General features: G+C 60.2%; 11 protein-coding genes. 6 read left to right on the forward strand and 5 right to left on the reverse strand.

Going from position 1 to position 14,277, the window contains the following annotated elements:
* The first annotated feature begins 17 nt into the window (after positions 1-17).
* The 5 genes from IPI80_RS12715 to IPI80_RS12735 all read left to right on the forward strand — a co-directional run bounded on the left by IPI80_RS12715 (position 18) and on the right by IPI80_RS12735 (position 5,839).
* The gene (locus tag IPI80_RS12715) at positions 18-1,256 is read left to right on the forward strand and encodes a saccharopine dehydrogenase family protein (RefSeq protein ID WP_413860616.1); all 1,239 of its coding nucleotides are present in this window, start codon (positions 18-20) and stop codon (positions 1,254-1,256) included.
* A gap of 38 nt (positions 1,257-1,294) precedes the next feature.
* Positions 1,295-2,113, forward strand: a complete 819-nt coding sequence (locus IPI80_RS12720; RefSeq protein WP_413860618.1) for an SDR family NAD(P)-dependent oxidoreductase — start codon at positions 1,295-1,297, stop codon at positions 2,111-2,113.
* 35 nt (positions 2,114-2,148) lie between these two features.
* Positions 2,149-2,889 (forward strand): 2OG-Fe dioxygenase family protein, encoded by a 741-nt coding sequence (locus IPI80_RS12725; RefSeq protein ID WP_413860620.1) that lies wholly within the window; start codon positions 2,149-2,151, stop codon positions 2,887-2,889.
* A gap of 217 nt (positions 2,890-3,106) precedes the next feature.
* On the forward strand, positions 3,107-4,552 hold the full coding sequence (locus IPI80_RS12730) for a diguanylate cyclase (protein ID WP_413860622.1): 1,446 nt from the start codon (positions 3,107-3,109) through the stop codon (positions 4,550-4,552).
* A gap of 141 nt (positions 4,553-4,693) precedes the next feature.
* The gene (locus IPI80_RS12735) at positions 4,694-5,839 is read left to right on the forward strand and encodes an ABC transporter substrate-binding protein (RefSeq protein WP_413860624.1); all 1,146 of its coding nucleotides are present in this window, start codon (positions 4,694-4,696) and stop codon (positions 5,837-5,839) included.
* Positions 5,840-5,853: 14 nt separating this feature from the next.
* Here the strand turns inward: IPI80_RS12735 and IPI80_RS12740 are convergent, their stop codons facing one another.
* From IPI80_RS12740 to recJ, 4 genes are all read right to left on the reverse strand, one after another.
* The gene (locus IPI80_RS12740; RefSeq protein WP_413860626.1) at positions 5,854-8,544 is read right to left on the reverse strand and encodes a GNAT family N-acetyltransferase; all 2,691 of its coding nucleotides are present in this window, start codon (positions 8,542-8,544) and stop codon (positions 5,854-5,856) included.
* Between the two features lie 9 nt (positions 8,545-8,553).
* Entirely contained in the window at positions 8,554-9,480 is a 927-nt protein-coding gene (locus IPI80_RS12745; RefSeq protein WP_413860628.1) for a histone deacetylase family protein, read from the reverse strand.
* Positions 9,481-9,563: 83 nt separating this feature from the next.
* On the reverse strand, positions 9,564-10,748 hold the full coding sequence (bktB, locus tag IPI80_RS12750) for a beta-ketothiolase BktB (RefSeq protein WP_413860630.1): 1,185 nt from the start codon (positions 10,746-10,748) through the stop codon (positions 9,564-9,566).
* Between the two features lie 106 nt (positions 10,749-10,854).
* The gene (gene recJ / locus IPI80_RS12755) at positions 10,855-12,579 is read right to left on the reverse strand and encodes a single-stranded-DNA-specific exonuclease RecJ (RefSeq protein WP_413860828.1); all 1,725 of its coding nucleotides are present in this window, start codon (positions 12,577-12,579) and stop codon (positions 10,855-10,857) included.
* 70 nt (positions 12,580-12,649) lie between these two features.
* Between recJ and IPI80_RS12760 the strand changes: the two genes are divergently transcribed.
* The gene (locus IPI80_RS12760) at positions 12,650-13,651 is read left to right on the forward strand and encodes an LLM class flavin-dependent oxidoreductase (protein WP_413860632.1); all 1,002 of its coding nucleotides are present in this window, start codon (positions 12,650-12,652) and stop codon (positions 13,649-13,651) included.
* 14 nt (positions 13,652-13,665) lie between these two features.
* Here the strand turns inward: IPI80_RS12760 and IPI80_RS12765 are convergent, their stop codons facing one another.
* Positions 13,666-14,262: a NapC/NirT family cytochrome c gene (locus tag IPI80_RS12765; protein ID WP_413860634.1), complete on the reverse strand. Its 597-nt coding sequence runs from the start codon at positions 14,260-14,262 to the stop codon at positions 13,666-13,668.
* Between the last annotated feature and the right edge of the window lie 15 nt (positions 14,263-14,277).

A 14,277-nucleotide genomic window follows, 5' to 3' on the forward strand; every position in this document is an offset into this window, starting at 1 on the left:
ATCGACAGGAACTCGCCATGCCCTTGAAAGTTGCCAACAACCGGCCGTATGACGTCGTTCTGTACGGCGCCAGTGGTTTTGTCGGGCGCCAGACGGTGGCCTACTTTGCACGCCATCTGCAGGTTAAGTCCTTGGGGCTGCAATGGGCGATTGCCGGGCGCAGTGCTACCAAACTGAACGCAGTGCGCAAGGACTGTGGCGCCCCTAAAGTGGGTGTGGTGGTGGCAGAGGCCCATGACCGCGACGCCATGGATGCGCTGGCCCGCAACGCGCGCGTGGTGCTGAGCACTGCTGGCCCGTTTGCACTGTACGGTAGCGAACTGGTGGCGGCCTGCGTGCGCCACGGCACGCACTATGTGGACATCACTGGCGAGACGCCTTGGGTGAAGGGCCTGATTGATCAGCACCACGACGCGGCCCAGCGCACGGGTGCGCGCATCATTCCCTTTTGCGGCTTTGACTCCATTCCCTCTGACCTGAGCGCCTACCTGGCCAACCAGGCGATGCAAGATCGTCATGGTGAGGTCTGCACCCAGGTCAAGGCCGCATTCAGTATTCGCGGTGGCTTCAACGGCGGCACGCTGGCCTCGCTGTTCAATATGCTGGCCTCGGGGCAGACTAAAGCCATGGCCGATCCCTTTTTGCTCAATCCTGAAGGCACACGCCCAACTGATGCGCAGGCCCATGCCGACCCGATTGCGCCACGCTTTGATACCGACTTCTCGGCCTGGCTGGCACCGTTCATGATGGGTCCTATCAACACCCGGGTGGTGCGCCGCAGCGCAGCATTGCTGGGGTATGCCCAAGGTTATGCCTACCAGGAGTATCTGCGGCTGGGGCGTGGTCCGGTCGCTGCGATGGCCGCCGCCAGCCTGAGTGCAGGCTCGTTCACGTCTCAAGCGGCCCTGCGGTTGGCGCCTGTGCGCAATCTGGCGCAAAAGCTGGCGCCGCCACCGGGTGCCGGACCGTCGGAGGCCAGCATGGATGGCGGATCGTTTCGCTGCCAATGGATGGGTCACAGCGCCAGCGGTAAGACGGTGCGCGGCATGATTGCCGACCAGGGTGATCCGGGCAACCGCGCCACGACCAAGATGCTGTGCGAATCGGCTCTGGCGCTGGCCCTGCAGCTGGATGAATTGCCGGGTGGGCGCCAATACGGCGGCCTGCTCACACCCGCCAGCGCGCTGGGTGACGTGCTGGTACAGCGTCTGCGCGTGGCGGGCATGACACTACAGTTAGAGCCGGCACAACACTAAACATCCTTTGTAGCCAACTTCAATATAGCGAGCACACCATGACCCATCCCTCCACCTCTAAGCCTTCCACCCGACAAACTGCCCTGATCACTGGTGCCTCATCGGGCATTGGTGAGGCGCTGGCCCATTGCTTTGCCACGGCCAAGATGGATCTGGTTTTGGTGGCCCGTAGCGTGGGCAAGCTCCGGGACTTGTCGCAAACCCTGGCGGCCAAGCACGGCGTTACCGTGCGCGTGCAACCAGCCGATTTGTCACAACCCGGCGCTGTGGCGTACTTGCACGCTGACCTGCAGCGTAAACGCTGCCAGGTGGATGTGTTGGTCAATTGCGCGGGCGTTCTGGAGCAGGGTGCGTTCACCGCCATTGCTCCGGAGAAGCACCAGGCCATCATTGACATCAACATCTCGGGCCTTACTGCCATGCTGGGTGCCTTTGTTCCGGAAATGGTGCAGCGGGGCAGTGGGCGGGTGCTCAATGTGGCCTCGATAGCGGCTTTTCAGCCCGTTCCAACTCTGGCCAGTTATGCGGCCAGTAAGGCCTACGTGCTGTCTTTGTCCGAGTCATTGGCCGAAGAGTTGCGCGGAACCGGTGTGACCGTAACCGCCCTGTGCCCTGGCATCACAGCTACCCAAATGCTGACCCAGGCTGCAGGGGCGAATGTCAAGATTGGACAGTTGCCCAGCTTTCTGGTGGGTGATGTGGAAGCCGTTGCTATCCAAGCCTTTGAGGCCTGCATGAAAGGAGTCGCCATTTGCGTGCCGGGCGCTGTCAACCAGGCGGCCATGCTGGCCTCGCGCGGCACGCCCAAGTGGCTTGTGCGTCGTATTGGTGGCCTGCTGGGGCGCAAGGCGCTGTAGTGGTGAGCAGGCCGCCTGCCTTTAAGCTACAGGGCATGACAAACAAGCTATTTTCTCCCCCGAGCGTGGGCCTTGATGCGGCTGTAGTTACCCTGCAACGGCAAGGCTATGCCGTGCTCGGTGCCCAGTCCGTTCACGCGCTTGCGCACACTACGGCAACCGACCTGCAGGCCTTGGTTTCCAGTTGGAACGATCTGCCAGCGGACCAATACCTGAAAGACGGTGGACGCTACCGGCGCCGGCGGCATGCCAGTTACATTGTTCAAGGAGACGATGTGCAGGCGGTGCCCCACCGCGCCCACTGGCAACCGCAGGAATACAACGCATTGCATGGTGGAATGCAGCGCTGGTTTGAACCGGTGGCAACCACCACCACTGCGTTGCCGGCCTGGTCGCAGCTGTTGTGCGCGCTGGCACAGTTGTGCTCCCACCTGAAAGGTGCACAACCCTGGTATGTGGAGGCACATCAGTTCCGTATTGATACCACCGACGGCATTGGCCGGCCCACACCCGAAGGCGCGCACCGCGATGGTGTCGATTTGGTAGCGGTGTTCCTGGTGGACCGCCAGGGCATCAAGGGTGGCGAGACACGGGTGTTTGAGGCAGATGGCCCAAATGGTCAGCGCTTTACGTTGTCCGAGCCGTGGTCAGTGTTGTTGCTGGACGATGCGCGGGTGATCCATGAATCCACACCCATTCAGCCTGTGGCGCAGGGTGGACACCGTGACACCTTGGTAGTTACCCTGCGTTCTGGACGCTTTCAAGACGACGCTTAGCTTAGAGATAGCCGGACTAAAATGCACTATAGAACCGGGTTCACCGGTCACTAGGAGTGATATGTCCTGCTCGCCCGCTGAGCTAAAAAGAAAAAGCGACGAATTTCTTTCCAAATGGCACGCATGCAAGTCACATCCCGGCCTTGACGGGTTTGTGGAGTTTGCGGTGGCCGTTTCCAGCTTTACGGAATTTTTGGACGCTAAAGGTTTGCCTGGTTTGCATCAGCTTGCCCGGGCGGTGGAGCAACAGGTGTTGTCGCAGTTTGACCGATGGAACAGCGATCCCATAGTCGATGCGCCCATGGACGACCTGAACAGCCAGATTACCGAATTCAGTGCGCGCATTACGTCCTTCTTGGATGAAAACACCGACGCCAACCCGGAGCGCCGTCTGCACCAGGATGCCGAGGTCATCACTGACTTGCTCCCGGTGAAGAAAATCTGGTTGTTGACGTCTGTACCCAGTAGCTGGAAAGAAGTGGTTACGCAAGCGGGCTATTTCAACATCCAGGTTGAGGTGTGTGGCGCCCACTACGATCAGAAGCCCACCCAGGACCCGACCATAGTGCTGGTGGACGCCAAGGGTCTGGAGTCCACGGCTTTCATTGTGCGGGTGCAGGCCCTGCGCAGCCGCTTCTCTGCCAGCAGCATCATTGGTCTTCAACTACCGCCGGAGTTTGAGAGCCTCAAACTGGCTCTGCGTGTGGGCTGCGATTTTTGCTTCCCGGTTGGTACGACGCAGTCAACCATCATGGCCCGCATTGTCAAGCTTTGCGGCAGCGAGGAAGAGCCGCCCTACCGTGTGTTGGTGGTGGAGGATTCCAAGACCGCCAGCACGCTGATCCAGCGCACGCTCAAGGAGTCCGGCGTTGAATCCATGGCGATTTCCAAACCGCAGGAAGTGCTCACCACCTTGGCCAAATTTCAGCCCGATCTGGTGCTGATGGACATGTACATGCCGGGCTGCACCGGTGTGGAGGTGACGCGCGTTATTCGCCAGCACGAAGAATTTTTGTCCACCCCGGTGGTGTACCTGTCGGCCGACACCAGCATTGCCTTGCAGGTGGATGCCTTGCGCCTGGGCGGAGACCATTTTCTGACCAAGCCCTTCAACCCTGTCATCTTGAATGCAGTGGTAAGAAGCAAGATCGAGCGCTACCGCATTCTGCGGCGTTCCATGTTTCTGGACAGCCTCACCGGGTTGCTAAACCATACGACATCCAAGCAAAGGGTGGATGCGGCCGTCACCACGGCAAAGGCCGAGCAAACACCCTTGTGTGTGGCCATGATCGATATCGACCACTTCAAGAAGGTCAATGACACCTATGGACACCCGATGGGCGACCAGGTGATCCGCAGCATGGCTTGGCTGCTCAAGCAACGCCTGCGCAAGACCGATGCCGTAGGCCGTTACGGCGGCGAGGAGTTTCTGGTGATACTTCCCCAGGCCGATGCCGAGCGCGCGCACCAGTTGCTGGACCGTATTCGCATCGATTTCTCGGAGTTCCGCCACCCGGTCAACCGCACCTCGTTTGCCTGCACTTTTTCCTGTGGCATTGCGCAGTTGCGGTTCGGCCTGAATGCACAGTCACTGGTCAAGCAGGCCGATGAGGCCCTGTACCAGGCCAAGCATCAAGGGCGCAACCAGATTGTGGGCGTTTAGTGTTAACTTGTTTGATATAAATCTATTTTTGATCAAACTTTCGTTACAAAAACTACCCTTTAATCCGCGTGTAACTGATAAGCTTCCCGAGCCCGAACTCACCGTCAGCACTGACTGACGCACTACTATTGAAAGATTTCGATGCGACAAATTATCAAAGTCATTGGTCTTGGCCTGATCAGCATTTTCTCAGTGTGCGGTACCGCGCAGGCTGAGTTGCTGATTGGACGGTTGGGTACGCTGAAAAACCCGATTGGGGCCCCGACCACGATCTCATCGGCAGAGGGATTCGATCTGTACGTGAAGAAGGTCAATGATGCCGGTGGCATCAATGGTGAGCCGCTGCGGGTTATTTTCCGTGATGACGAGTTCAACCCAAAATTGGTTGTCGAGCGTGCGCAACAGTTGATCGACGAAGACAAGGTGCTGGCGATTGTTCTGCCGCAGGGCACGCCTGGCACGTTGGCGCTGAACAAATCAGGGGTCTTGAAAGAGGCGGGCATTGCGTTGGTTGCACCGTTCGGGGACGTGCAAGTACTGGCTTCTCCCAATGTTTTTCCCATCCGCTCTTCCTACGATGATGAGGTCGCCGCTTTGGCGCGCCAGATGACCATCATCGGTCAAAAGCGGGTGGCTTATTTTTATTACAACACGTCACAGGGCCCCTTGTTTGCACCCGTGTTTGAAAAAATTGTCAAAGCTGCCGGCTTGGACTATGTAGGCGCAGTGGGGTTTGATATTGACCCGGCACCTGAAGTGCAAGCCCGTCTTATGAAAGAAGCGATGACCAAGCTGGGCGCTTTGCACCCCGACGCGGTCTTCACGTTCGCGGTTGGCCCGACCTTTCCGATTGCCATGCGGCAAATGCTTCAAACTCTGGGCCGCGGTGTAACCCGGTACACCTTCAGCATCAACAATTGGCAGACGCTAATCAAGCAAATTGGAGAAGAAGATGCACGCGGCATGGTCTTCTCCCAGTCGGTTCCCTACCCCTACAACGTTGCCCGAAAAATTGTGGTTGAGTACCGGGACGCGTTGAAGAAAGGCGGACCCGCGCTGACGCCTTCGTTTGCCGGGCTGGAAGGGTATATGGCCGCCAAAGTGCTGGTGACTGCGATACGCCATGCCGGACCTAAACCTACCAAAGAAAAGGTATTGGCGGCGCTTGAATCGCTGGGACGCTATGACTTGGGCGACTATGTACTGAATTACTCACCGGTACTGCACAAAGCGGAACCCTCGGTCGACATCACGATCATCGGGAGCCAGGGAAGACTGATCAAATAGGGTCCGGGTGCAACTCACAGCGCGTGCGTGACGAGTTTGAAATCCGCATCTTCCGCGAAGGTCTTGATCGAAAACCCCAGGCTGCGCATGAGCTTGAGCATGCTGGGGTTGTTGGCCAGCACCAGGCCGTCAATCTCGGACAGGCCTTTCTCGCGGGCCACATCCATGATGCTGAGCATCAGGCGCGAACCCAGCCCTTTGCCGCTGAAGTCGTCGGCCACCACCAGCGCGAATTCGCAACTGGCCTTGTCGGGGTTGGTGATGTAGCGCGACACGCCCACGATGCGTTCGGTCTCGGTCATCTTGCCATCGGCACTTGCCGTGCGTTCCTTGACCACTGCGACCAGGGCCATTTCTCGGTCGTAGTCAATCAGGGTGAAGCGAGCCAGCATGGTCGCTGGCAACTCGCTGATGGAAGACACAAATCGGAAGTAACGGCTCTCGGGCGATAGGCTGTGCACCAAGTCCTGCAGCATTTTGGCATCGTCCGGGCGGATTGGCCGCACTGAATACTCTCCGCCACCGCGCAGTGGCCACACCTGCTCAAAGCGTGCCGGGTAGGGCAGTATGGCGAGGTGGTTGTAGCTGCTGTTGCCGCTGCTGGCGGTCTGCGTGGCATGGTCGATAACGATGCGGGCGTCCACCGCTACGGCTCCGTGTTCGTCCACGATAAAGGGGTTGATATCCATCTCGCGCAACTGGGGTAGTTCGCACACCATCTCGGATACGCGCAGCAGCACCTGTTCGAGTGCATCCATGTTGACGGCATTGCTGCCACGCCATTCACCCAGGGTCTCGGCCACGCGGGAACGCTCGATCAGGCGGCGTGCCAAAAATTGATTGAGCGGCGGTAACTCCATGGCGCGGTCGTTGATGAGTTCAATCATGGTTCCACCGGCACCAAAGGCAATTACCGGGCCGAACGGGTCATCGGTGACCAGGCCAATGTAGATTTCGCGGCCGCGCTTGGCACTGGCCATGTTTTGCACCGTAACGCCGTTGATGCGCGCCTGGGGCTGCAGGCGGGCTACCGTTTGCATCATGTCGTTGTAGGCGTCACGCACGCCGGTGGCGTTGTTGATGTTGAGGACCACGCCCTGCACGTCCGACTTGTGGCTGATATCGGGCGAGTCAATCTTCAGTGCCACCGGAAATCCGAGTTGGGTGGCAATCATCATGGCTTCGTTGGCGCTGCGTGCCAGCATGGTGGTGGTGACTGGAATGTGGAAGGCTGACAGCAGGGTCTTGGACTCCATCTCGGTCAGCACCTTGCGCCGTTCGGCCAGCACGCCTTCAATGACCAAGCGGGCGCCTTCGATGTCGGGCTTGTTGAGTGTGGATAGCGGCGGTGGCGTCTGTTGCAACAGCAACTGGTTCTGGTAGAAGGCCGCCAGATTGCCAAAGGCACCCACTGCCGCCTCTGGCGTGCGAAAACTGGGGATAGCGGCTTCTTTGAGAATGCCGCGTGCTGCGCCAACCGAGGCGTCTCCCATCCAGCATGACAGCAGGGGTATGCCTACGTTACGTTTGGCTTCTGCCAGTGCCGTGGCGACTGCGGTCGCATCCCCGCCGGCCTTGGGGGAATAGATGGCCAAAATACCATCGACTTGGCGATCTTTTGCTGCTGCGGCAATGGCGGCCTTGAAGTGTTCTGGGCCAGCGTCTTCTGACAGGTCGATCAGATCGGTCAGGGAGGCCAGGGGCGGTAGCAGCGGCTGGAGGACCGCGATGGATTCGCTGGAGAGTTTGCCCAGTTGCAGAGAAATTTCGTTCACCCAGTCGGCTGCCAGTACGCCGGGGCCACCACCGTTGGTAACGATTGACAGGCGCTTGCCCACGGGTCGATAGCGCGAGGCCAGGCACTTGGCGGCCGAGAACAGCGCCACGAAGGAGCGCACCCGCACCGCACCGGCGCGGCGCAGCGCTGCGTCAAACACATCATCGCTGCCGACAATGGCGCCACTGTGGGTTTGTGCCGCTTCGGTGCCCGCTGCCTTGCGCCCTGCCTTGAGCACCACCACCGGCTTGGCATTGGCAGCCGAACGCAGGGCGCTCATGAAGCGCCGGGCACTGGAGATGCCCTCCATGTACATCACGATGCTGTGGGTCTGCGCGTCATTGGCCAGAAAATCCAGCGTCTGGGCTATGTCCACCGATGTATGTGGCCCCAGTGACACCACCGATGAAAAGCCGACGCCGTTGCTGCGTGCCCAGTCCAGCATGGAGGATGTCAGTGCACCGGACTGGCACACCAGTGCCAAAGTACCGGGGTTGGCCAGCGGACCGGCAGCGGAGGCATTGAGTTGCAATTGTGGCCGCTGCAGCCCCAGCGAATTGGGCCCCAGCAGGTGGATGCCCTCGCGGCGGGCGATTTTCTTGAGTTCGGTGGATTGTTCGGCCGTGATGCCACTGGAAATCACCAGGGCGGCGCGGCAGGCCATGCGACCGGACAGTTCCAGTGCCGCAGCTACATCGCCTGGGGGCAGGGCGATGATGGCCAGATCGGCACGTGCCTGGGCCAGGTCGGCCAGCGTACCGCTGGTGTGGATGTCCAGATAGTGCAGCGTGCCGGTGAAGCGCTGCGCGTGCAAGGCTTCCAGCAAAGCCACTGCCTGGGGCGTTTGCGTTGTGGGGTCGTCAACCTTGCCGGCGAATACGACCACAGAGGCAGGGTTAAAGAGGGGGGTGAGGTAGTGTTTGTCCATAGAATTTCTTTAGTCGGCGCCAATGAGCACCTTGACGTGAGCGGCCACGCTGCGTGCCAACGGGCTCAGCACATAACCACCTTCCAGGCACGAGATGATGCGGCCCTTGCAGTGGCGTTGGGCCACCGCCATCAGTTGTTGGGTAACCCAGGCGTAGTCGGCTTCCACCAGGCCAAGGTTGCCCATGTCGTCCTCGCGGTGTCCGTCGAAGCCGGCCGAGATGTAGATCAACTCGGGCGCAAAGGCCTCCAACGCTGGCAGCCAGCGCTCGGTCACGGCAGTTCGGAACGCTTCGCCGCCCGAGCGTGAAGGCAGCCCCACATTGAGCATGTTGGGGCCGACAGCGTTTTCGCCAGTGAACGGGTAAATGCCCTGCTCAAAAATGGAACACATCAATACACGGTCATCGCCCCGGAAAATATCTTCGCTGCCGTTGCCATGGTGCACGTCAAAGTCGATCAACGCCACGCGCTGGATGCCGTGCTCGGTCAGTGCATGGCGTATGCCCACCGCGATGTTGTTGAAGAAGCAGAACCCCATGGCGGTGCTGCGCTCGGCATGGTGGCCGGGTGGACGTACGCTGCAGAAGGCCGTTGGCGCTTCACCCGACATCACCAAATCAGTCGCCAGCACCACGGCACCCGCTGCCCGCAGTGCTGCTGGTATGGTGAAAGGATTCATTTCGGTGTCGGGGTCCACGCGGTGGTAGCCCTCGGTGGGCGATGCGTCGATTAGCTCTGCCACATACAGCGACGAATGGGCATGGGACAACTGCTCAGGCGTGGCCAGCGGCGCGTAGTAAGGGTGCATGTAGTCCAGCAGGCCCTTGATTAACAACATGTCGTTGATGGCGGCCAGCCGCTCTGGACACTCCGGGTGTTGGGGCCCCATCTCGTGAAGGGAGCAGTCGGCGTGGGTGATGTAGGCGGGTAGCAACTGGGTCTCCAAAGCGCCCCAAGCCCTCGTCAAAAGGTCATGGGGTGCTATAAAAAATGAAGCGATCTCCGGATGAACGAACTTTACATACGTTCATAAATTGCGGCAATACCCTGTCCGCCGCCAATGCACATAGTCACCAACGCATAGCGACCCTGGATGCGCTGTAACTCGTACAGCGCCTTCACGGTGATCAGCGCGCCGGTAGCGCCAATGGGGTGGCCCAGCGAAATGCCCGACCCATTGGGGTTGACCTTGGCTGGGTCCAGCCCCAGATCATGGCTCACGGCGCAGGCCTGGGCTGCAAAGGCTTCATTGGCCTCGATTACGTCCAGGTCGTTCACGGTCAGGCCCGCTTTTTTGAGTGCGGCCTGGGTAGCCGGAACCGGGCCAATGCCCATGTACTTGGGGTCCACACCGGCGTGGGCGTAAGCCACCAGGCGGGCCAGCGGTTTGGCGCCACGGGCTTTGGCAGCGCCAGCTTCCATCAGCACCACGGCAGCAGCGGCGTCGTTGATGCCAGAAGCGTTACCGGCCGTTACTGTGCCGTTTTCTTTTAGGAACGCCGGCTTGAGTTTGGCCATGTCGGCCATGGTGCAATTGGGGCGGAAGTGTTCATCCACCGCGTAGGCGACGTCGCCCTTTTTGCTCTTGAGCATGACCGGCATGATCTGCTCTTTGAAATAGCCGGCTTCTGTGGCCCGCTGGGCACGGTTGTGGCTCTGCACGGCCAGTGCGTCTTGCTCTTCACGGCTGATGCCCCACTTGGCGGCAATGTTCTCGGCGGTTACGCCCATGTGGATGGTGTGGAACGGGTCGTGCAGCGCGCCGATCATCATGTCGATCATCTTGGTGTCACCCATGCGGGCACCCCAGCGCATGTTCAGGCTGGCAAAGGGGGCGCGGCTCATGTTCTCGGCGCCACCGCCAATAGCTATATCGGTGTCGCCCAGCAAAATGCTCTGGCTGGCCGAGATGATGGCCTGCAGGCCCGAGCCGCACAGGCGGTTCACGTTGAAGGCGGGCGTGCCCTCGGCGCAACCGCCGTTGATGGCGGCCACGCGCGACAAGTACATGTCTTTGGGTTCGGTGTTGACCACATGGCCGAACACCACGTGGCCCACATCCCGGCCCTCGACCTGGGCGCGGGCCAAAGATTCGCGCACTACCTGGGCCGCCAGTTCGGTGGGCGGAATGTCCTTGAGGCTTCCGCCAAAGGTGCCAATGGCAGTGCGCACAGCGCTTACGACAACAACTTCACGGGACATGGGGGACTCCTTGGGTAGTAAAAGACGATGTTCAGAGTGTTACCCGCTATGGCTACAGGGGGCTGACACGGTATTGGATCACTTTCAGTATGGCATGGCTGACCCGCTAAACCTGCGCACCCTCCACCAAAAAGCGCACGCGGCGCATGCCGTTCCACTCGTCAGCGTCCAGCCGAAAGGCCAGTACCACTTTGGCTGGCAGTGGTTCGGTATGGCTAAACCAGATGCCGTCTACGGGCTGACCACGGTGCTTCAGCTTGAGTGCCAGGTGCTTTTCACCTACCAGGCGCTGCGACAACACCTCCACCTCTTCGCTGAAGGTAGGTGCCGCAAACCCCTGGCCCCAGACCTCTTTGTGTAAGGTGTCCACCAGGTCTACCCGCCGGTATTCGGGCTCCAGTGGGCCGTCGGTTTCCAGCCGCCGCGTCAGCGTGGCGGCGTCCAGCCATTCCTGTGCCACTTCGATCAATGCTTGCTCGAAGGTGTCCAGGCCGTCTTCGGTGATGGTGCAACCCGCCGCCATGGCGTGCCCGCCAAAGCGCAGCAGCACGCCGGGGTGGCGTTTGGCCACCAGGTCCAGCGCGTCGCGCAGGTGAAAGCCGGGGATGGAGCGGCCCGACCCTTTTAGCTCATGCTCCTTGCCGGGCGCGCCGCTGGTGGCAAACACAAAGGCTGGGCGGTGCAGCTTGTCTTTGATGCGGCTGGCCACAATGCCCACCACGCCTTCATGGAAGTCCGGGTCGAACACACAGATGGCGGGCGGCGGTTCGTCACCCTCATCAAACAGGGATTCGGCGGCCAGCAGAGCCTGCTCACGCATGTCGCCCTCAATGGCACGGCGCTCGCGGTTGATGCCGTCCAGGGTCTTGGCCAACTCGTCGGCGCGGGCCGGGTCATCGGTGAGCAGGCATTCAATGCCCAGTGTCATATCGCTCAAGCGGCCGGCCGCATTGATGCGTGGCCCCAGGGCAAAGCCAAAGTCAAATGTGGTGGCGGCAACGGCAGAACGCCCGGATGCTATGAAAAGACTAGCGATACCACATGGCATGGCGAGGGCTCGAACCCTTTTTAACCCTTGGGCCACCAAGCGACGGTTGTTGGCGTCGAGCTTGACCACATCGGCGACCGTGCCCAGTGCCACCAGGGGCAGCAGGGTATCGAGCTTCGGTTGGCTGGCCTGATCAAACACGCCACGCGCGCGCAACTCGGTGCGCAGCGCCAACAACACATAAAACATGACACCCACGCCCGCAATTGATTTGCTGGCAAAGTTGCAGCCGGGCTGGTTGGGGTTGACGATAACGTTAGCATCGGGCAGCACGATGCCCGTTGGCCCGCTGGCCGGCAGGTGGTGGTCGGTTATCAGCACCTGCAGTCCCAGCTGGCGCGCAAAGGCTACGCCGTCCATGCTGGCAATGCCGTTGTCCACCGTGATCAGCACATCGGCACCCGAGTCATTGACCCGTTGCGCTATCGGTGCGGTCAGGCCATAGCCGTCCACGATGCGGTCCGGCACGATGTAATTCACGTGCCGTGCGCCCAGCAGCTTGAGCCCGCGCAGGGCCACGGCGCAGGCGGTGGCGCCGTCGCAGTCGTAATCGGCCACGATGCACAGACGTTTGTCCTGTGCAATCGCATCGGCCAGCAACTGCGCCGCTTCTGGCAAGCCCTTCATGGTGGTGGGGGGCAGCAGCTTGGCCAGCGCGTCGTCCAATTCTTCGGTGCCGGTGACGCCCCGTGCGGCATACAGTCGCGCCAGCAGGGGGTGGATGCCGGCCTTCTCCAGCGCCCACACGCTGCGGGGTGGAATGTCGCGGGTAATGATCTTCATGGCGCCATTGTCTCCCAAGGCAATCACCCCTACACCGGTATGCAAGTGCGGTTGGCACCACAATGGTCCCATGTCTACACCCGTAAAAACCCAACTTTCCATGCTGGACCTGGTGGCTGTGCGCGAAGGCGGCACCGTGGCCCAGGCTCTGGCCCTGTCGTTGCGCACAGCGCAACACGCCGAGGCCCTTGGCTTTACGCGCTATTGGCTGGCCGAACACCACAACATGCCCAGTATCGCCAGCTCCGCCACGGCGGTGCTGGTCGGTCATATTGCGGGTGGCACCCAGCGCATCCGCGTGGGGTCGGGCGGTGTCATGCTGCCCAACCATGCCCCGTTGGTGGTGGCGGAGGCCTTTGGCACACTGGCCGAGTTGTATCCCAACCGCATTGACCTGGGGCTGGGTCGCGCACCGGGCACCGACCCGCTGACCATGCGCGCGCTGCGCCGCAACCGGCCCGAGACGGAGCAGGACTTTCCGCGCGAGGTGAGCGAGCTGCAAGAGCTGTTGGGCGATGCACACCCCGGGCAACGGGTGGTGGCCAACCCCGGTGCCGGTACCCATGTGCCAATATGGTTGTTGGGCTCCAGTTTGTTTTCCGCCCAATTGGCCGCGCAGCGTGGTTTGCCGTACGCCTTTGCCTCGCACTTTGCTCCCCAGATGCTGTTGCAAGCGATCGACATCTACCGACGGCACTTTCAGCCTTCGGCAGTGTTGGCCAAACCCTATGTGGCCATTGGAGTGCCACTGGTGGCCGCCCCCACGGATGAAGTAGCGCATTTTTTGGCCAGCAGCATTTACCAGCGGATACTGGGCATTCTGACCGGCGAGCGCAAAAAGCTGCAGCCGCCCGTGGCGCAATTCATGGCGACATTATCAGAGCGCGAACGCCAGGCCATTGCCGATTTCTTGGCCATGGCCGTGATTGGTGGGCCGCAGACGGTGCAGGCGGGTCTGGCCCGGCTACAGGAACTGACCGACGCGGACGAATTTATTTTGGTGTGTGACGTGTACGAGCCGGAGTTGCGGCTGCGTTCGCTGGATATTGCGCGCCAGGTGTGGCCGCCCTAATAGCGGGTGAATGTCTATTCGTCGTCTTCCTTGTATTCCTTGGGAAGGTGGTGGGCAATACCCTTGTGACAATCAATACAGGTTTCGCCTTTTTCCTTGGCAGCCATGTGTTTTTTGTATACGGTTTGCTTCTGGATGTCGCCGCTCATGGCATCGAAGTTGTGGCAGTTGCGGCATTCAATGGATCCAGTCGCTTTCATCCGATTCCACTCATGCGTTGCCAGTTCCATACGTTTGGCCTCAAACTTCGCCGGAGTGTCGATGTTGCCCATGATCTTGCCCCAAACCTCACCGCTGGCCTGGGCCTTTCGGATGAGTTTGTGGGTCCAATCTTTGGGCACATGGCAGTCCGGGCAGGTAGCACGCACGCCAGTGCGATTGGAATAGTGGATAGTTTCCTTGTATTCCACATAGACGGTGTCCCGCATTTCATGGCAGCTAATGCAGAACTCGAGCCTGTTGGTCGCTTCCAGTGCTGTGTTAAAACCGCCCCAAAAAATAATGCCGGAAAAAAAACCGACCAGCAGAATCGCCAGTAGAGAATATTTTGCGCTGGGGGTCTTCAGTATTGTCCACAGCCGGCCCATCAGGCCTTGGTTTGTTGTACTCATGGTATTTGCTCCCAC

This window comes from Candidatus Aalborgicola defluviihabitans (assembly GCF_016705985.1).
Classification (GTDB): Bacteria; Pseudomonadota; Gammaproteobacteria; order Burkholderiales; family Burkholderiaceae_C; genus Allorhodoferax; species Allorhodoferax defluviihabitans.